We start from the raw sequence: 16,501 nt of genomic DNA on the forward strand, positions 1-16,501 counted from the left end.
GCGACGCGGAGCTGGTCTTCTATGCGGCACGGCCCCTTCGCATGTCCGGAACACCCGCCCCGCCGCGCCAGGCCGTGGCCTCCGCCCTGATCGCCGGGCTCCGCCCGTAGCCGACGGAGGGCGGCATGTGCCGCTCCGGCGAGCCGCCGTGCTGCCTCAGGCCGCCGTGCGGCGGCGCAGGCGTCGGCGGCGCAGGAGGACCACGGCCGACCCGGCGAAGGCGAGGAGCGCGGCGGTCACCGCCAGGAACCAGACGGGGATGCCGTGCCCCACCGTGAGCAGCTCGGCCCGGTGGACGACCCTGCGGTACGGGGTGTCCTGGGCGGTGGCCCGCAGTTCGTGGTCGCCGTCGATGCGGCCCGGTTCCGGGAAGCGCTGCTCGATCGCCGTGAGGAACACCGGTGCGCCGCCGGTGAGTTCGGTCAGCGGTCCGCCGCCCTCGGGGGTGACCTTCCCCGCGAAGGTCACCTCGGGGGCGGATCCGCCGATCGTCGAGCTCGGTTCCATGCGGTGGTCGGCCAGGACGTACAGGCCGAGGGACTGGGGGGTCTTCGCCATCCGGGAGAGCCGCATCGGGTAGACCGGTTGGGGGCTCTCGAAGCGGATCTTCAGCGGGTCCAGGTCCCCGCGCAGCGGCCTGCCCGGCTGCCGTGGGGCCAGGCGTACCGCCACGTACTCCCACCTCTGCTCGACGTACGGCCTGACCTCGGTGGCGAGCCGGTCCGGGAGCTCGAAGCCGTTGGCCTCCAGCCAGTTCTCCAGGGCGTCCGGATCGGTGGCGGTCAGGCGGGCGACGTCGAAGTCGCCGAGCTGCTCGCGGCCGACGACGCCGACCCCTGCGTCGGCGCCGCCGGGCGGTGGTGCGCCGGCGGTGTCCCCCCGGGAGGAGAAGGGCCAGTCGCCCTCGCGCGGCCAGAAGTAGCTCCGGGTCCTGCGTTCGGGCCGGGTCAGCCGGGAGAGTTCGCCGAAGACCTTCCCGTCGCCCAGTTCCACCGTGGCGCGGCCCGGCACGGGCATGATCCAGGCCGCCCGGTGCGCGTCCCCGGTGACGGTGAACCGCATCACGATCTGCTCCGTACGGCCGTCCCAGCGCACGACGGAGGTCTCCCGGTCGACGCCGATCCGGGACTGCCGGTCGGGCACCATCGCCCCGCATCCGCACGCATGGGCGGGGTTGACCAGGGCGCCCGCCTGGGTCGCGAGCAGGGTGATCAGCAGGGCCGCGATTCTTCGTCTCATCCACACGCGGTCTCAGACGAAGGTCCTCGAGATCCGGTTCCGGTTCCGGTTCGGCCGCCCGTGCCGCAACGGGGAGGGGCGGCTTCGTCGAGGACGTGGCCGCGAGTCCGGGCGACTGCACCGACCTCCGCTCCACGCCGAGTGGTGTTCGGGGTCACGTCCTTCGGCAGGAAGCCGCCGGCTCCGGCGGCGAGGGCGGTCAGCGTCATCACCCGGCAGAGCCGGGGACCTCGGCGAGGATCCGCCGGGCGGCCTCCAGACCGTCCTGCTCCGGCACTGCGGATGTCGAGCAGGACAACGCCGGGGCGCAGCCGGCGCGCCGCGGCCACCGCTTCGGCTCCGTCGGCGGCCCCGCCGACCACGTCGATGCCGCGAGCGGTGAGGATCATCCGGAAGCCGGTGCGGACGAGTTCCGGTCGCCTGCGATGACCGCCCGGGGCGCGGGCCCCAGGCGTGGACCCGGCGGGCGCGGTCACGACCGGTCAGCCGGGGTCCTCCGCGCCCTGCCCTGCCTCGTGCGGGTCGCCGTCCCCCTCGGGGGCGTCGCCCGTCAGGGCCTTCAGGCGCCGGGTGGCGGTGTCGGCCGCCCGGCGGGCCGTGCGGGCCGCCCGGTCGGCCTCGCGGTGACGCCTCTCGGCCTCGGCCAGGACGGCGTGCGCGTGGTCGCGGGCCGCCCGCGCGCGCTCCATCTCCGCGTCGGCGGTCGCCGCCTGCTCGACCGCCCGCTGCCGGGCCTCCTCGGCCGGCCGCAGTTCGCCCTCCCGGGCCGCGGCCACCCGCTGCGCGTCCTGAGCGGCCGCGCGGGCCGCGGCCACTTCGCGGTCGGGGCGCCGCTCCGGCTTCGGCCTCGGCTTCGGCTTCGACCTCGGCTCCGGCTCCGGCTCCGGCTCCGGGGCAGCGGGCCGTGCCGGCGCGGAGGGCGTACGGGCGGGCGCGACGGGCGGTACCGCGCCCGGATCCACGCCCGGGAACTCCGTCGACGGCGCCGGGGACTTGGCCAGCCGGCCCGAGGCCCATGCCTCGGCGGCGTCCGGGTCGGCGAGGGCGGCGTACAGGATCTGCTCGACCTCCCGCAGCACCGTCTCGGAGACGGCCGTCCCGGCCTCTTCCGCCAGCCGCAGCGCCTCACGGGCCAGGGCCCCGATCACCACGTGCTGCTCATGGGACAGCGCGCGCAACCGCTCCCCGTCCAGGGACCGGTGCGCCGCCCGCAGAGCGTCCCCGAGCCCGCGGAACCGCTCGACCTCCTCCGGTTTCGTCCGGACCAGAAGGTTCGAGGTCCAGGCCGCGAGCGTGGGCCGGCGCAGGCCCGCGATCCGCTTGCGCGCGGCCGCGTCCCCGTCACGTTTCGCGCGGGCCGCGGCTTCGTCCCGCGCCGCCGTGAACCGCGTCGGCGGCAGGGCGTACAAGGTGTCGACGACCTCTTCCACATCCACGCGGCCCACTGTCCGCCATGCGCGCGCCTGAACGGCGGGCCGCCCGCCCCCGCGCGCCGCCCGGCGGGCCGGGGGGCCAGGGGCCGGCGGCGACTCGCCGGCTCAGCCGCTCGCCGCCTGTCGACTCGTCGCCGACGCGGCCGTCCCGCAGCTCCACAACCCGGTCGGTCAGTTCGTTCAGGGCCGGGCCGGGCCATGGGGCGTGAAGGGCACCGTGACCCCCTCGCTCCGCACCACCGCGCGCAGCGGCCGCAGGATCGCGCGCCCCGTCTCGGAGTCCGGCCGGCCGGTCGGATCGTCCGCGTTGATCAGGTCGGGTTCCTCGGTGGGAGCGCGGGCCGGGGCCACCCCGCTGCTGCCGGCCTTCGGGGGCGCGTGCGCCACGACGACGCCGGTTCCGACGGGAGCGCCGAACCGCGCCCCGCCGCCGAATTCGTCACCTTCGCGCCCCGGGGGTCGTTAGGGCCTGGGGGTTGACTCGGGGGCGAAGGGATGAGCGGAATGCGGCAGTTTCCTCTGGAGATGCACCACGTGGCACCCGGCCGGGTGGTCGAATGGCGGCTGAGGTCGCAGGCGGCACAGGTCGGCGGCCCCGACGACGCGCCGGGCAGGAGGGCCTCGTTCAACCAGGAGAAGCACTTCACGGTCGCCGAGGAGAGCCGGGCCGCAGACGACCCCGTCGCGTCATGGATCGCCGTCACGTTCGAGGTTGCCGGACAGCTGGACGAACCGGCGCTCGCCGAGGCCCTGCTGGCCTTCGTCCGGCGCCACGAAGTACTCAGGTGCGCGTTCCGCCGACTGGCCGGGGAGCTGGCCTGTGAGCCCTTCGATCCCGCCGAACTCGCCCTCGAGGCGGAGACCGTGGACACCTTCGACACCGCCGGGGCCCTGCGGGACTTCCTCGTGGAGCGGTTCACCCGGAGCATCGACACGCTGTCCTGGCCGCTGTTCGTGATGGGCGCGGTGCTGCGCGAGGACTCCGCGACGGTCTACCTCGCCTTCGACCACATCGTGTGCGACGGCATGTCGATGCCGATCGTCGCCCATGAGGTGCTGACGGCCTACGAGGCGCTGTGCCGGGGTGAGGACACCGGACTGCCGCCGGCGGCCCCCAGCTACCTCGACTTCGCCGACGAGCAGCGCCGGCGCTACCTCTCCATCGACGCGGACGACGAGCGCCTGGGCTACTGGAAGGAGTTCATCGCGCGCGGCGGGGACTTCTTCCCCCGCTTCCCGCTGGACCTCGGCGTGCAACCGGACCGCATGTACCCGATCGTCAACGAAGCCTCCACGCTGCTGGACGCCGCCGAGGCCGAGGTCTTCGAGAAGACCTGCCTGACGGTCGGCGGCAAGCCCTTCATGGGGGTGCTCGCCTCCGTCGCGGTCTGCCTGCGCGAGGCCGGCGGACCGGGCCTGTACCGGGGCCTCATGCCGGTGAGCGAGCGCGGCCGGGAAGGCTGGGGGAACTCGGTGGGCTGGTTCGTCAACACGATGCCCATCGAGTTCGACGCCTCGCCCGGCCGGGACTTCGCCCAGGTGATGGCGGGGGTCCGGGCCGGCTTCGGGGAGATGATCGGTCACATCGACGTACCGTTCGTGCGGGCCTGGGAGCTGCTCGCCCCGCGGGAGTTCGCCGCCCGTTCCTGGCCGTACCCGGTGAACTTCTTCTCGTACATCGACATGCGCAAGTGCCGGGGTGCCGAGCGCCACGACGACTGGCGGCCCACGACCCACGTCTGGTCGGCGCGCGCCAACGGCGCCTGCTCCTGGTTCCAGCGGGACACGGACGGGCTGCACATGAACTCCCTGTACGTCGACACCCCGGCGGCCCGCCGCACGATGGGCGATTTCCAGGAGGCGCTGCGCCTGACCGTCCGGCACGTGGCCCGCACGGGCGGCTTCCGCCGGCCCGTCGCGCTGACCGCCCCGCGCCGGCCCGGTCGGACCCCGCTCGACGCGGCCGCCGGATACGCCCGGTAGCAGGGGCCGGCGAGGAGCCTGTTCGGCGTGACCGGCGGGTCCTCCGGCGGGGCCTGCCGTCACCGGGATGCGGTCCGGGACGGGCCCGGCGGGGTCACAGCCGTTCGGCCCGCCGTCGGAGCAGGGCGCGTTCGCGCTCGTTGCGGGTGAGCGAGGCCGCCCGTTCGAACTCGGCGCGGGCCTCCGCCGGGCGCCCGAGCCGCTCCAGCAGGTCGCCCCGTACGCTCGGCAGCAGGTGGTAGGCGCTCAGGGCCGGTTCCCGCGCGAGCGCGTCGACCAGCGGGAGCGCGGCCTGCGGTCCCTGCGCCATCGAGACGGCGACCGCCCGGTTGAGCTCCACCACCGGGGAGGGGACCAGGGTGACGAGCCGCCCGTAGAGGGTGGCGATGGCCGTCCAGTCGGTGTCCTCGTAGCGGACGGCCGCCGCGTGGCAGCCGGCGATCGCGGCCTGGACGGAGTAGGGGCCGCTGCCGGCGTGCCGCATGGCCTCGACGCCCCGGCGGATGAGCAGGCGGTTCCACCGGGCCCGGTTCTGGTCGGCGAGCAGCACCGGTTCCCCGTCGGGCCCGGTGCGCGCGGCCGTCCGCGACGCCTGGAACTCCAGCAGCGCGGCCAGGCCGTGCACTTCGGGTTCCGCGGGCATCAGTGCCGCGAGCACGCGGGCCAGCCGCAGCGCGTCCTCGCACAGGGCGGGGCGCACCAGGTCCTCGCCCGCGGTGGCCGAGTAGCCCTCGTTGAACACCAGGTAGATGACCTCGAGCACGGACGCGAGCCGGGCCTCGCGGTCGGCTCCGTACGGGACTTCGAAGGGCACGCCCGCCGTGGCCAGGGTCCGCTTGGCCCGGACGATGCGCTGGGCGACGGCGGACTCGGAGGCGAGGAACGCGCGGGCGATCTCCGGCGTGGTCAGGCCGCCCATCAGGCGCAGGGTGAGCGCGATCCGGCTCTCGGTCGCGAGGACCGGGTGGCAGGCGGTGAAGATCAGCCGCAGCAGGTCGTCGTCGATGTCCTCCGGGTCGGCCGGTTCGGCGGGGGGCGCCACGTCCTGAAGCGTCCGGCCGACCTCCGCGAGTTTGCGGGCGTACGTCTCCTTGCGGCGGACGAGGTCGATGGCCCGGTGCTTTGCCGTGGCCGTGAGCCAGGCTCCCGGTCGGTCCGGGACACCCGACTCGGGCCACTGCTCCAGCGCGGCGACCAGGGCGTCCTGGGCGAGTTCCTCGGCGATGCCGACGTCCCGGACGATGCGGGCGACGCCGGCGATGATGCGCGCCGACTCGATCCTGAACACCGCTTCGACCGCCTGGGCCGCACTCACTGCCGTCACGGCCACCCATCAGAGCAGCCGTGACGCGGCAGGGCAAACGCGGTGCGGCTCACATCTCCTGGATCTCCCGCACCTCGGCGCTGACGTTCCACTCCGCCGGGTGGATCTCCAGGAACCGCCTGGTCCACTCGATGGCCTCGGCCTTGTCCTTGCACTGGCTGAGGGAGTAGCCGCCGACGACCTCCTTGGTCTCGGTGAACGGGCCGTCGGTGTAGCTGATCTTCCCGCCGGACCAGCTGAGCCGGGTCGCCTCGGAGGTGGGGAGCAGTCCGGCGGTGTCGAGCATGACCCCGGCCTTGGTGATCTCCTCCAGCAGGGCGCCCATGCGCTGCTCGAACTCGGGCGGGAAGGAGACGTCGGTGGGGAGCTCCTGCTCGTTGATGCGGATCATCGTCAGAAAGCGCGGCATGGTGACTCCTCGATCGGGAGGGCGGGGGCTTTCCCTGCCTCTCACCCCTGCGTCGAACGGGAGACGCCCGGATCGACAGCTCTCCGGAAGATTCTTCAGAGGATTTCCGGGAGCCGCCACCGGTGCCCTGCCGCCCCCGAGCCCGCGAGCCATCCCGCAGCCCCCGCAGCCCCGAAGCCATGGCTCTGTAGCCCTGCCGGCCAGTGCGCAGGAGAAGACGGTGCCCTCGGTCCGGCCCGCCTTCTCAGCGGCTGTCCCCGGCCCAGTCCCAGCAGCCGGGGTCCGCCGCCCGGCGGCGGTAGTGGGCCCGGCCGCCCGCCCCGTAGCGCCCTATCTCCGTGGGCAGGCGGGCCTCCTCGGCGAGCTGCCGGCGGCTCCAGCCGGTGATGTCGAGGAGGAGCCCGTCCAGCGGGCCGCCCACGAGCTCGCCGTAGACGCGCCCGGGCCGCGGGCCGGGGTCGGGGTCTTCGTGGTCGGCGCCGTAGACCCGGCGCCGGAGCATCCTGTCGTCCATGCCGTCCAGGTTCCCAGGCACCACTGACAACCGGCTCGCGCGGGCAGCGGGGATGATGGGGGTGCCTCCCCGGTACGGGCAGGCCCGGGAGCGAGGAGCGGCACGCATGGCACGTCGGGTACACCAGCCACAGGAGGACCAGGAGTTCGACTTCATCCTCTCGATGGCACCGGGGCCGGTCCTCGCCTACTTCTGCGGTACCTGGCCGAAGGCCCTGGAGGCGTGCCGCGCGATGGACGCGGTCGTCGGCGACCTGGCGGAGGAGTACGGCACGCGGCTCACCGCCGTCCGTACCGACATCACCCGCTGCCCGGAAACGACCAGGCGTTACGGCGTGGCCGGCGCTCCGACCGCGGTCCTGGTCAAGGACGGCGAGGTGGTCGCGAGCCAGGCAGGGCCCATGGACCGCGCGGAGTTCCGGGCCTTCCTGGACGCCCGTCTCTGAGGTCGCGGGCAGCCGGCCGGGGCCCTGTGCGCCAACTCGGGCGATCTGGCCGAAAGTGGCATAGGGGGATAGGTGCCTGAGGCATGTAATGGAATCCGGCACATCGGAACCATCGCCCGCGAGGTGCTCATGTCCTTCACGTCGGAGACCGTTGCCTTCCCCCAGGACCGAACCTGCCCCTACCACCCGCCCACCGCCTACGAACCCCTGCGGGAGAGCCGGCCGCTCTCCCGCGTCACCCTCTTCGACGGCCGCTCCGTATGGGTGGTCACCGCCCTCGCCGAGGCGCGCGCCCTGCTCGCCGACGGACGGCTGTCCACCGACCGCCGCAACGCCGGCTTCCCCGCGCCCAGCCGGCGGTTCCAGGGCGTGCAGGACCGGCGCGCCGCGCTGCTCGGGTACGACGACCCCGAGCACAACGTCCAGCGCCGCATGCTGATCCCCTTCTTCACCCTGAAGCGGACGGCGGCCCTGCGGCCGCACATCCAGCAGACGGTGGACCGGCTGATCGACGAGATGGTCGCCGCGGGCCCGCGGGCGGAGCTGGTCTCCGCCTTCGCCCTCCCGGTGCCCTCGATGGTGATCTGCGCCCTGCTCGGCGTCCCGTACGCCGACCACGAGTTCTTCGAGGGCGAGTCCCGGCGGCTGCTGCGCGGCCCGGAGCCCGCCGATGTGGAGGACGCCCGCCGCCGGCTCGACGAGTACCTCGTCGGGCTGATCGGCCGCAAGCGCCGGGAGCCCGGGGACGGACTGCTCGACGAGCTGATCGCCCAGCGCCTCGAGACCGGCGAGATCGAGGTCGGGGAACTGGCCGACTTCGCCGCGATCCTGCTGATCGCCGGCCACGAGACCACCGCCAACATGATCTCGCTCGGCACCTTCACCCTGCTGCGCCACCCCGAGCAGCTGGCCGAGCTGCGGGCGGACCCGGCGCTGCTCTCCTCGGCCGTGGAGGAACTGATGCGCTTCCTGTCGATCGCGGACGGGATGCTGCGGGTGGCGACCGAGGACATCGAGGTCGGCGGGGTCACCGTCGCCGCGGGTGACGGGGTGGTGTTCTCCACCTCCGTGATCAACCGCGACGGCACCGTCTTCGCGGACCCGGACGCGCTGGACTGGCACCGCCCCGCCCGCCACCACGTGGCCTTCGGCTTCGGCATCCACCAGTGCCTCGGGCAGAACCTCGCCCGCGCGGAGATGGAGATCGCGCTGGGCACGCTCTTCGAGCGGCTGCCGGGGCTGCGGTTGGCGGCCGAACCCGACCTGATCCCGTTCAAGCCCGGAGACACCATCCAGGGCATGGTCGAACTGCCCGTGGCGTGGTGAGGGCGGTGCCGGGCGGGCGGCTGCACGTCGAGATCGACACGGGCGTCTGCATCGGCGCGGGCCAGTGCGCGCTGACCGCCCCCGGAGTGTTCACCCAGGACGACGACGGGTTCGGCGAGGTGCTCCCGGGACGCGCGGACGGCGCCGGGAGCCCGCTGGTCCGGGAGGCGGCCCGGGCCTGCCCGGTCTCGGCCATCTCGGTGCGGGAGGGCTGAGGCCCGAAGGACGTTCGCCGCGGACACCGCCTGCCTGACGGCGCCGCTCGCCGCCGACCCCCCTCCACCGGGAGCTGCGCGAGCGGGCCCGGGCGCCGGCTGGGCACCGCGCCGTCCGGCGAGCCGCCGCGGAGCCGGCGCGCGAAGGCCCCGCCGGAGGAGACCGGCGGGGCCTTCGCTCACGGGCACGCCCCGCGAAGCGGCACTACGAGAGGGGGACCACCCGCTCGGCCTGCGGGCCCTTGGGCCCCTGGGTGACGTTGTACTCCACCTTCTGGTTCTCCTCCAGCGACCTGAAGCCGGAGGCGTCGATGGCGGAGAAGTGCACGAACACGTCGGGCCCGCCGTCGTCCTGCTGGATGAAGCCGAACCCCTTCTCCGAGTTGAACCACTTCACGGTGCCTGTTGCCATCTGGCTGATCCTTCTCGACGTTCCACTGCGGGCCGCACACGCGGCCGTCTCGATCCTGCCCAAGGGTTCCGCACAGCACACGCCGGACGCGGCCAACCGGGGGCGTGCCGCGCATTCGAACTTCTGGTCGTGTCGTCCGTGGATCGGGGGAAGGCCGGTGCGCCAGGCCCGCCGCAGCGCCTCGGCACCGCGCCTCAGGCCCGGCCCTCCGCGGCCGGCACCGGCGGGACGGAGCGGGGCCGGGCAGCAGCAGCCGCCCCGGCCCTGCGGGGTCCGCCGAGCCGGCAGCCCAGGCAGTCCGCGTGGCCGGCCCGGGCGGCGGAGTCCCGGGTGCGCCAGTCCCAGTCGGTCTCAGGGCGGGGGCCGCTCGGCTTGCCCCACCCGGCGAGGTGCAGGAGCCAGGTGACGATCCCGGCCGCGGCGACGACTGCGAGGCCGATCAGGATTCCGGGGGGCCAGGCCGCGCACACCGCGAGCCCCGCGCCGGTGAAGCCCAGGAGGGCAAGACCCGTACCGGTCCAGCCGGCAACCGTGTGGCCGAGGTCGACGTGGCCGTGCGCACTCATGGGATTCTCCCGGGGTCGGACAAGCGGCAGTAGGCTCGGAGCAAGACCTTTTATCTCACGAGCTAAGTAACTTAGATGCTAAGGAGTATTCGCGTGCAGGGCAAGCCCCGCCCCGCGGCCACGGCCGGGGAGGCGCTTTCGCGCATGGACCAGTACGTCGCCCTCGGTGTCATCGCCCAGCAGGAGGTGGCGCAGCTCCTCGGGCTGAACGTCACCGATCTGACCTGCCTGGGCCACGTCCTGGGCGCCGGGGACACCCCCCTCGCCGCCGGTGAGCTCGCCCAGCTGACGAACCTCACCACGGGCGCGGTGACCGGGGTCCTCAACCGGCTCGAACGGGCCGGGTACGCCCACCGCCGGCCCGATCCGGCCGACCGGCGCCGCGTCCGGGTGGTGCCCGACCCGGTGGCGACCGCACGGATCTTCGCCGTGTACCAGCCCTTCTACGACCGGCTCGGCGCCTTGTTCGCCGACTACACGCCCGACGAGGTCGCCGTGATCGCCGACTTCTTCGGCCGGGCCGCGGCGGAGGCCCGCGCCCACCTGGCGCTGGTACGGGCCGGGGAGCCGGGGGCCGGGCCGCAGGACGGAACGCCCGGCTCCCCCGCTGGTACCATGGGCGGTTGACCATCTCGTTTCCCGCAGCACGCACATCCTTCGAAAGGTCCTGCATGAGGAACCCGTCAGCTCATGGCCGATTCGGCGTGAAGGGCGGCGCCAAGACCGGCGGCAAGCCCGCCGCCAAGGCCCCCCGGAGCACCGGGCCGCAGGGTGAGTTCACGATGCACGAGCCGAAGGTGCCGGGACTGCCGCCGGTGACCTCCTTCTCCGAACTCGACCTGCCCGCCGAGCTGACGACGACCATGGCCCGCCTGGACGTCAAGGAGCCCTTCCCGATCCAGGCGGCGACCCTCCCCAACGCGCTGGCCGGCCGGGACGTCCTGGGCCGCGCACGGACCGGTTCCGGCAAGACCCTGGCCTTCGGCCTGGCCCTGCTCGCACGGACGGCGGGCCAGAAGGCGGATCCCAAGCGCCCGCTGGCGCTGGTCCTGGTACCGACCCGCGAACTGGCGCAGCAGGTGACCGAGGCCCTCACCCCGTACGCCGAGGCCCTCGATCTGCGGATGGCCACGGTCGTGGGCGGGCTGTCCATCGGGCGGCAGGTGAGCGCGCTGCGCGCCGGCGCCGAGGTCGTGGTGGCCACCCCCGGGCGCCTGAGCGACCTGATCGGGCGGCGCGACGCCCACCTGGAACGCGTGCGGACCACCGTGCTCGACGAGGCCGACCAGATGTGCGACATGGGCTTCATGCCCCAGGTCACCGAGATCCTCGACCAGGTGCACCACGCGGGGCAGCGGATGCTGTTCTCGGCGACCCTGGACCGCAATGTGGACCAGCTGGTGCGCACGTACCTGAAGGACCCGGTCTCGCACTCCGTCGACCCGCAGGCCGGCGCGGTGACGACCATGGACCACCACGTCCTCCACGTCCACGCGGCCGACAAGATCTCGGCGGCCACCGAGATCGCGGCGCGCGACAAGCGCGTGCTGATGTTCCTCGACACCAAGCACGGCGTCGACCAGTTCGTGAAGCACCTGCGCGCGATGGGGGTCCGGGCGGAGGGCCTGCACAGCGGCAAGTCCCAGCCGCAGCGCACCAGGACGCTGGCCCAGTTCAAGACCGGGGCGGTGAACGTCCTGGTCGCGACCAACGTCGCGGCGCGCGGCATCCACATCGACGACCTCGACCTCGTGGTCAACGTCGATCCGCCCGCCGACCACAAGGACTACCTGCACCGGGGCGGCCGTACCGCCCGGGCCGGCGAGTCCGGCCGGGTCGTCACCCTGGTCGCACCGAACCAGCGCCGGGACATGGTCCGGCTGATGTCGGACGCCCGGATCAGGCCGACGATCACCCAGGTGCGGTCCGGCGAGGCCGCCCTGAGCCGGATCACCGGTGCGAAGGCCCCCTCCGGGGTTCCGCTGTCCGGATCCGCGCCGACGGACGCCAAGGGCCGGCCCTCGGGTTCGGACCTCGGCTTCCGCGGCATCGGGACCCGCCCGGGCCGGCCGGGCCGGGGCAAGGAGTCCCGCAAGACGGCGGAGGCGCGCCAGGCCGCCGAGGCCCGCCGCGCGGCCCGGGTCCGCAAGGGCATCTGACCTGGGGCGAGCGGGGCGCGTAGCGACGCGGGGCGCGCGGTGTACCGACCCGGGGTGTGCGTGTGCGGTGTACCGTCCGCGGACCGGTGCGCCCTGTCGGGTTGGGGGGCGCCGAGTCGTGCGCCGCGTACCGCGGGCGTATGGAAAAACGCATACGCCACGGCAACGGCTCTGCGGCTCCCATGGAGCCATGAACCACAGCGCACCCCTGTCGGAACGGCCGCGCCGCACGCGCGGGGCCGTCTTCCTCGGCCTCGCGGTCCTCGCTCTGGCGAGCGCCCTGTTCGTCATCCGCCGGCCGCTCCTGATGTCCGCTCCGGCGTGCTTGGCCGGGCGGTGGCACGGCTGCTTCGACACGTTCAACGGCGTGGTGCTCATGACGCTGGTCGCGCTGCCGCTGTCCGGGCTGGTGGTGTGGGTCCTGGCGCGCCGGCGGCGGGCCGCCGGCGGGGCGGCCGCCTGGCGGACGTCGCTGGCGGAGGTGGGCATGGTGCACGGAACCGTGCCGTTCGTCTGGATGATCCTGATGCCGGGCGGCGAGGTGGGCGCCGTGCCCGGCCGGGTGAGCCTGGTACCGCTGGTGGACCTGGTCACCATGGGCCTGCTGGGGATCGCCGGCAACCTGCTGGTCTTCGCGTCGCTGGGGTTCTTCGCGCCGATGCGCTTCGCGGCGCCGGCGTCCGTGCCGCGGATCCTGGCGCTGGGGGCGGGCTGCTCGGTCCTGGTCGAGACGGCGCAGTACGTGCTGCGGCTGGACCGGGTGTCCTCCGTGGACGACGTCCTGGTCAACGCCGCCGGCGCGCTGCTGGCCGGGCTGGCGTCGCGCCGCTGGTGGCGGACCGCGGCGCAGGCGCCGGCGGACCGGCCGCGCCTCGCGCCGGCAGCGGCGGGCTGAGCCGTGGGCCCGCCGCCGTCCACACACCGGCGGTATCCCGTGCTGCTCAGGTCCTGTCGTCGAAGTGGCGCCGGTCAGGCCCGCGGCGTCCGGTGCCGTGCATCGCACGGCGCAGGGGCGCCCGCGTACGGGACGTACGCGGGCGCCCCCGACAACGCGGCGAGGTGCGGTGCCGGGCGCCGCGGGCCAGGCGGGACTTCGACGACAGGACCTAGGCTTCGGACATGCGCGTACTGATCGTGGAGGACGAGCCCTACCTGGCCGAGGCCGTCCGTGACGGCCTGCGGCTGGAGGCGATCGCCGCCGACATCGCCGGCGACGGCGACCGCGCCCTGGAGCTGCTCGCCGTTCACTCCTACGACCTGGCGGTCCTCGACCGCGACATCCCCGGCCCCTCCGGCGACGAGGTCGCCCGGCGCATCGTCGCCTCCGGCAGCGGCATGCCGATCCTGATGCTCACCGCCGCCGACCGGATGGACGACAAGGCGTCCGGGTTCGGTCTCGGCGCCGATGACTACCTCACCAAGCCGTTCGAACTGCGGGAGCTCGTCATGCGCCTGCGGGCATTGGACCGCAGGCGCGCCCACGCCCGGCCGCCGGTGCGGGAGATCGGGGGCCTGCGCGTCGACCCCTTCCGCCGGGAGGTCTTCCGCGACGGGCGCCACGTGGCGCTCACCCGCAAGCAGTTCGCGGTGCTCGACGTCCTCGTCAGCGCGGAAGGGGGCGTCGTCGGCGCCGAAGAGCTGCTGGAGCGGGCCTGGGACGAGAACGCCGACCCCTTCACCAACGCGGTCCGCATCACCGTCTCCGCCCTGCGCAAGCGGCTCGGCGAACCCTGGGTCATCGCCACCGTGCCGGGGGTCGGCTACCGGATCGCCGCCGACGCCGACCCCCACCCCGGACCCGCACGTCCCGGCGGTACGCATGCGTAGGCGGTCCGGGCTCAGCGTCCGGCTGAAGCTCACCCTGAGCTACGCCGGGTTCCTCGCCGTCGCCGGCGCACTGCTGCTCGCCGTGGTGTGGGGGTTCCTGCTGCGCTACGTGCCCGACAACTCGCAGGGGCTGCTCGGGGTCTCGCCGAACCGCTACCTCCTCGTGCGCACCTTCGCCCCCGCCGCAGCCGTGGCGATGGCCTTCCTCCTCGTGTTCGGCCTGGTCGGGGGGTGGCTGCTCGCCGGCCGGATGCTGGCCCCGATGACCCGGATCACGGCGGCGGCGCGGCTGGGCGGGGCCGGCTCGCTGTCCCACCGGATCGGCATGGCAGGCCGCCGGGACGAGTTCCGCGAACTCGCCGACGCGTTCGACACCATGCTGGAACAACTCGAGTCGCACGTCGCCGAGCAGCGGAGGTTCGCCGCGAACGCCTCCCACGAGCTGCGGACCCCGCTGGCCATCTCGCAGACGCTGCTCGACGTCGCCCGCAAGGATCCGACGCGGGACCGGGACGAGCTCCTGGCCCGCCTGCAGGCCGTCAACACGCGCGCGATCGACCTCATCGAGGCGCTGCTGCTGCTCAGCCGCAGCGAGGGCGGCGGCCTCGTCCGCGAGAGCGTCGACCTCTCCCTGCTCGCCGAAGAGGCCGCCGAAACCCTGCTCCCCCTCGCCGAACAGCGCGGCATCACGCTGGACGTCACCGGCGCGGCGACCCGGACCGGGGGCTCGGCGGAGCTCCTGCTGAGGATGGTGACGAACCTCGTCCAGAACGCCGTCGTCCACAACCTTCCCGCGGGCGGCACGGTGACGGTCCACACCGGGGCGGAGGGCGGGGCGAGCGTGCTGCGGGTCGAGAACACGGGCCCGCCGGTACCGCCGGAACTGCTGCCGACCCTCACCGAGCCCTTCCAGCGCGGAACGCAACGCGCCCGCACGGACGAACACGCCGGCGTCGGCCTCGGCCTGGCCCTCGTGCACAGCATCGTCCGCGCCCACACGGGAACCCTCGCCCTCACGCCGCGCCCCACCGGCGGCCTCACCGTGACGATCCACCTGCCGGCCGGCCCGTAAAGACCACCCGGGGCGGGATGCTCCTCAGACGCCGGCGGACAGCCGGGCGGCGGCCTCGTCCCAGGGCCCGGGCTCAGCCACGTCGTCCCGGTCGTCGCCGTCCTCCTCGAACCAACCCCAGCCGGCGAGCCAGGTCTCCAGCCAGCCCGCCAGGCTGCTGGAGTCGAGGAACCAGCAGCCCTCCCACGACGCACCGCCGTACGCGTTCGGTTCGAAGAGCAGCACCTGACCGTCCGGGCTGGAACAGTCGACAGCGGCGTACATGCCGCAACCCCAGGTCCCGGCGGCGGGTGTCTGCTCAGACGCCGTCGGTCTCGCGGGGTTCCTCATCGGGATCCGGCAGCGGTGCGCCGGTCTCCAGGAGGGTCTTCAGGCTGGAGGCGAGCAGCGGCCAGGCCCGCCCGCACATGCCGATCAGGGTGCCGCCGGGTTCGAAGCCCTCGTGCAGGATCGTCAGCCGCGCGAGCGTGTCGCCGACCGGCTCGATCTCGTACGTCACCTTCGTGCGCCGTTCCCCGGCCAGGCGGGCCCGCAGCTCCTCGTCGATCCCCGCCGAGGCCGCCCACTGCGGCGAGAAGGTGTGCCAGGTGTAGGACAGCAGCCGGTCCGGGATGCAGTCCAGGACCACCTGCTCGGGGTCGCTGGTTCGGGCCCCCCGCTCCACCCAGTCCATCGGCGAGCCCACGGCCCAGTCGGTGTCGAAGCTCAGACCCCAGTACCGGCGGGTGAAGGCGGGCTCGGTGAGGGCCTGCCAGACCCGGTCCGGGTCGGCCTGGATGTACAGGGTGTAGGTGATCGCGCTGTCGCTCATGGCCCCATGCTGCGGGACCGCGGACGCGGGAGGCCGGATTTCCCGATCATGGCGACGGCTGCGGCCCGGCTCGCCGGGCCCGGCGGGCGTCCCTCAGGGCGGGGCAGGTCGGCGGGCTCGGCGAAGTGGCTGCCGGGAACCGCGTCCCAGGCGGGAAGCCGGGCGCTCCCGCAGGGATCCGGTCCACGGCGAGGCCGCGCGGATGCTGGTGCTCCCGGCTCCTCGCGCAGGCGCCGCGTCCACCGTCCCGCCGGGCGGGAACCGGTCGGAGCGGCGGTCGACGGCCGGTGCGGGGACCCGCCCGTCCGTGTCGGTGACGCAGGGCCACAGCCACGACCACACCCACGGCCGCGGTCCACAGGGTCGCGCGAGGCCCGTACGGCCGCCGGGTTCACCCGGGTCAACGCCGCCCGGTCCCCGCTGCCCGGTCCCGGCCGGGCGGGGACCCGTCGGACACGGACCCGTCCGACGGAACTCCGTGCACCGTCGGAGGACCCCTCCGACGGTGCAACACCCGGCGCGGCGGCCCTTTTCCAGCGTGCCTGCGCGGCGCGAGCACCCCCGTGCGGGCACCCGCTTCGCCGCCCCATCCTCCTTATGACCGGGTTACGCAGGCCCTGCTACCTTCCGGAGGCGGACTGGCGGCCTGAAAACCGCCGGTCCGACCAACGTCACAAGGCCGAACCGGCACCCGTACGGGTGACGGGGGCACTCTGCGCGCGGGCGGTGCGGCAGGGTGGGCGGATGCAGCTGTGCCGGGCCCTGA

19 protein-coding genes are annotated in these 16,501 nt (G+C 74.1%); 9 read left to right on the forward strand and 10 right to left on the reverse strand.

Annotated elements, in window-relative coordinates; genetic code table 11:
• Window positions 1–156: 156 nt before the first annotated feature.
• From AC07FY_RS15055 to AC07FY_RS15065, 3 genes are all read right to left on the reverse strand, one after another.
• Window positions 157–1,239 (reverse strand): DUF2330 domain-containing protein, encoded by a 1,083-nt coding sequence (locus AC07FY_RS15055; protein WP_479005666.1) that lies wholly within the window; start codon window positions 1,237–1,239, stop codon window positions 157–159.
• A 482-nt stretch (window positions 1,240–1,721) separates the two neighbouring features.
• On the reverse strand, window positions 1,722–2,675 hold the full coding sequence (locus tag AC07FY_RS15060; protein ID WP_479005669.1) for a hypothetical protein: 954 nt from the start codon (window positions 2,673–2,675) through the stop codon (window positions 1,722–1,724).
• Window positions 2,676–2,852: 177 nt separating this feature from the next.
• On the reverse strand, window positions 2,853–3,059 hold the full coding sequence (locus AC07FY_RS15065) for a hypothetical protein (RefSeq protein WP_479005671.1): 207 nt from the start codon (window positions 3,057–3,059) through the stop codon (window positions 2,853–2,855).
• A gap of 117 nt (window positions 3,060–3,176) precedes the next feature.
• On the opposite strand from AC07FY_RS15065, the gene AC07FY_RS15070 reads away from it, so the two are divergent.
• A complete protein-coding gene (locus AC07FY_RS15070) occupies window positions 3,177–4,655 on the forward strand; it encodes a condensation domain-containing protein (protein WP_479005673.1) in 1,479 nt (492 codons plus the stop codon).
• A 94-nt stretch (window positions 4,656–4,749) separates the two neighbouring features.
• Here the strand turns inward: AC07FY_RS15070 and AC07FY_RS15075 are convergent, their stop codons facing one another.
• The 3 genes from AC07FY_RS15075 to AC07FY_RS15085 form a co-directional block, all read right to left on the reverse strand.
• Window positions 4,750–5,970, reverse strand: a complete 1,221-nt coding sequence (locus AC07FY_RS15075; RefSeq protein WP_479006332.1) for an RNA polymerase sigma factor — start codon at window positions 5,968–5,970, stop codon at window positions 4,750–4,752.
• 58 nt (window positions 5,971–6,028) lie between these two features.
• Window positions 6,029–6,388, reverse strand: coding sequence for a YciI family protein (locus tag AC07FY_RS15080; protein WP_479005675.1), 360 nt, complete (start codon window positions 6,386–6,388; stop codon window positions 6,029–6,031).
• A gap of 244 nt (window positions 6,389–6,632) precedes the next feature.
• A complete protein-coding gene (locus AC07FY_RS15085) occupies window positions 6,633–6,902 on the reverse strand; it encodes a hypothetical protein (protein WP_479005678.1) in 270 nt (89 codons plus the stop codon).
• A gap of 106 nt (window positions 6,903–7,008) precedes the next feature.
• On the opposite strand from AC07FY_RS15085, the gene AC07FY_RS15090 reads away from it, so the two are divergent.
• The 3 genes from AC07FY_RS15090 to AC07FY_RS15100 all read left to right on the forward strand — a co-directional run bounded on the left by AC07FY_RS15090 (window position 7,009) and on the right by AC07FY_RS15100 (window position 8,888).
• Window positions 7,009–7,347, forward strand: coding sequence for a thioredoxin family protein (locus AC07FY_RS15090; RefSeq protein WP_479005680.1), 339 nt, complete (start codon window positions 7,009–7,011; stop codon window positions 7,345–7,347).
• A 129-nt stretch (window positions 7,348–7,476) separates the two neighbouring features.
• Complete coding sequence (locus AC07FY_RS15095; protein WP_479005682.1) at window positions 7,477–8,673, forward strand: cytochrome P450; 1,197 nt, start codon at window positions 7,477–7,479, stop codon at window positions 8,671–8,673.
• Between the two features lie 20 nt (window positions 8,674–8,693).
• On the forward strand, window positions 8,694–8,888 hold the full coding sequence (locus AC07FY_RS15100) for a ferredoxin (protein WP_479006335.1): 195 nt from the start codon (window positions 8,694–8,696) through the stop codon (window positions 8,886–8,888).
• A gap of 205 nt (window positions 8,889–9,093) precedes the next feature.
• Here the strand turns inward: AC07FY_RS15100 and AC07FY_RS15105 are convergent, their stop codons facing one another.
• Together AC07FY_RS15105 and AC07FY_RS15110 are read right to left on the reverse strand one after the other, a co-directional pair.
• Entirely contained in the window at window positions 9,094–9,300 is a 207-nt protein-coding gene (locus tag AC07FY_RS15105; RefSeq protein ID WP_479005685.1) for a cold-shock protein, read from the reverse strand.
• 194 nt (window positions 9,301–9,494) lie between these two features.
• A complete protein-coding gene (locus tag AC07FY_RS15110; RefSeq protein ID WP_479005688.1) occupies window positions 9,495–9,866 on the reverse strand; it encodes an HGxxPAAW family protein in 372 nt (123 codons plus the stop codon).
• A gap of 93 nt (window positions 9,867–9,959) precedes the next feature.
• On the opposite strand from AC07FY_RS15110, the gene AC07FY_RS15115 reads away from it, so the two are divergent.
• From AC07FY_RS15115 to AC07FY_RS15135, 5 genes are all read left to right on the forward strand, one after another.
• Window positions 9,960–10,493 (forward strand): MarR family transcriptional regulator, encoded by a 534-nt coding sequence (locus AC07FY_RS15115; RefSeq protein WP_479005691.1) that lies wholly within the window; start codon window positions 9,960–9,962, stop codon window positions 10,491–10,493.
• Between the two features lie 44 nt (window positions 10,494–10,537).
• Window positions 10,538–12,025, forward strand: a complete 1,488-nt coding sequence (locus tag AC07FY_RS15120; RefSeq protein WP_479005694.1) for a DEAD/DEAH box helicase — start codon at window positions 10,538–10,540, stop codon at window positions 12,023–12,025.
• Between the two features lie 190 nt (window positions 12,026–12,215).
• Window positions 12,216–12,920: a VanZ family protein gene (locus AC07FY_RS15125; protein WP_479005696.1), complete on the forward strand. Its 705-nt coding sequence runs from the start codon at window positions 12,216–12,218 to the stop codon at window positions 12,918–12,920.
• A 224-nt stretch (window positions 12,921–13,144) separates the two neighbouring features.
• On the forward strand, window positions 13,145–13,852 hold the full coding sequence (locus AC07FY_RS15130; protein WP_479005699.1) for a response regulator transcription factor: 708 nt from the start codon (window positions 13,145–13,147) through the stop codon (window positions 13,850–13,852).
• Entirely contained in the window at window positions 13,845–14,924 is a 1,080-nt protein-coding gene (locus tag AC07FY_RS15135; RefSeq protein ID WP_479005702.1) for a sensor histidine kinase, read from the forward strand. The genes AC07FY_RS15130 and AC07FY_RS15135 overlap by 8 nt, the downstream gene beginning before the upstream one ends.
• Window positions 14,925–14,948: 24 nt before the next feature.
• On the opposite strand, the gene AC07FY_RS15140 is transcribed toward AC07FY_RS15135, so the two are convergent.
• The gene (locus AC07FY_RS15140; RefSeq protein WP_479005704.1) at window positions 14,949–15,188 is read right to left on the reverse strand and encodes a hypothetical protein; all 240 of its coding nucleotides are present in this window, start codon (window positions 15,186–15,188) and stop codon (window positions 14,949–14,951) included.
• Window positions 15,189–15,222: 34 nt separating this feature from the next.
• Window positions 15,223–15,735, reverse strand: a complete 513-nt coding sequence (locus AC07FY_RS15145) for an SRPBCC family protein (RefSeq protein WP_479005707.1) — start codon at window positions 15,733–15,735, stop codon at window positions 15,223–15,225.
• Window positions 15,736–16,501 lie beyond the last annotated feature (766 nt).

The organism is Streptomyces sp. NPDC045967 (genome assembly GCF_056430495.1).

Bases quoted from the DNA above. Each gene is read 5' to 3' on its own strand.
- AC07FY_RS15055 (WP_479005666.1), bottom strand. From the start codon at position 1,239: ATGAGACGAAGAATCGCGGCCCTGCTGATCACCCTGCTCGCGACCCAG.
- AC07FY_RS15070 (WP_479005673.1), top strand. From the start codon at position 3,177: ATGCGGCAGTTTCCTCTGGAGATGCACCACGTGGCACCCGGCCGGGTG.
- AC07FY_RS15080 (WP_479005675.1), bottom strand. From the start codon at position 6,388: ATGCCGCGCTTTCTGACGATGATCCGCATCAACGAGCAGGAGCTCCCC.
- AC07FY_RS15085 (WP_479005678.1), bottom strand. From the start codon at position 6,902: ATGGACGACAGGATGCTCCGGCGCCGGGTCTACGGCGCCGACCACGAA.
- AC07FY_RS15090 (WP_479005680.1), top strand. From the start codon at position 7,009: ATGGCACGTCGGGTACACCAGCCACAGGAGGACCAGGAGTTCGACTTC.
- AC07FY_RS15095 (WP_479005682.1), top strand. From the start codon at position 7,477: ATGTCCTTCACGTCGGAGACCGTTGCCTTCCCCCAGGACCGAACCTGC.
- AC07FY_RS15105 (WP_479005685.1), bottom strand. From the start codon at position 9,300: ATGGCAACAGGCACCGTGAAGTGGTTCAACTCGGAGAAGGGGTTCGGC.
- AC07FY_RS15110 (WP_479005688.1), bottom strand. From the start codon at position 9,866: ATGAGTGCGCACGGCCACGTCGACCTCGGCCACACGGTTGCCGGCTGG.
- AC07FY_RS15120 (WP_479005694.1), top strand. From the start codon at position 10,538: ATGAGGAACCCGTCAGCTCATGGCCGATTCGGCGTGAAGGGCGGCGCC.
- AC07FY_RS15125 (WP_479005696.1), top strand. From the start codon at position 12,216: ATGAACCACAGCGCACCCCTGTCGGAACGGCCGCGCCGCACGCGCGGG.
- AC07FY_RS15130 (WP_479005699.1), top strand. From the start codon at position 13,145: ATGCGCGTACTGATCGTGGAGGACGAGCCCTACCTGGCCGAGGCCGTC.
- AC07FY_RS15135 (WP_479005702.1), top strand. From the start codon at position 13,845: ATGCGTAGGCGGTCCGGGCTCAGCGTCCGGCTGAAGCTCACCCTGAGC.
- AC07FY_RS15140 (WP_479005704.1), bottom strand. From the start codon at position 15,188: ATGTACGCCGCTGTCGACTGTTCCAGCCCGGACGGTCAGGTGCTGCTC.
- AC07FY_RS15145 (WP_479005707.1), bottom strand. From the start codon at position 15,735: ATGAGCGACAGCGCGATCACCTACACCCTGTACATCCAGGCCGACCCG.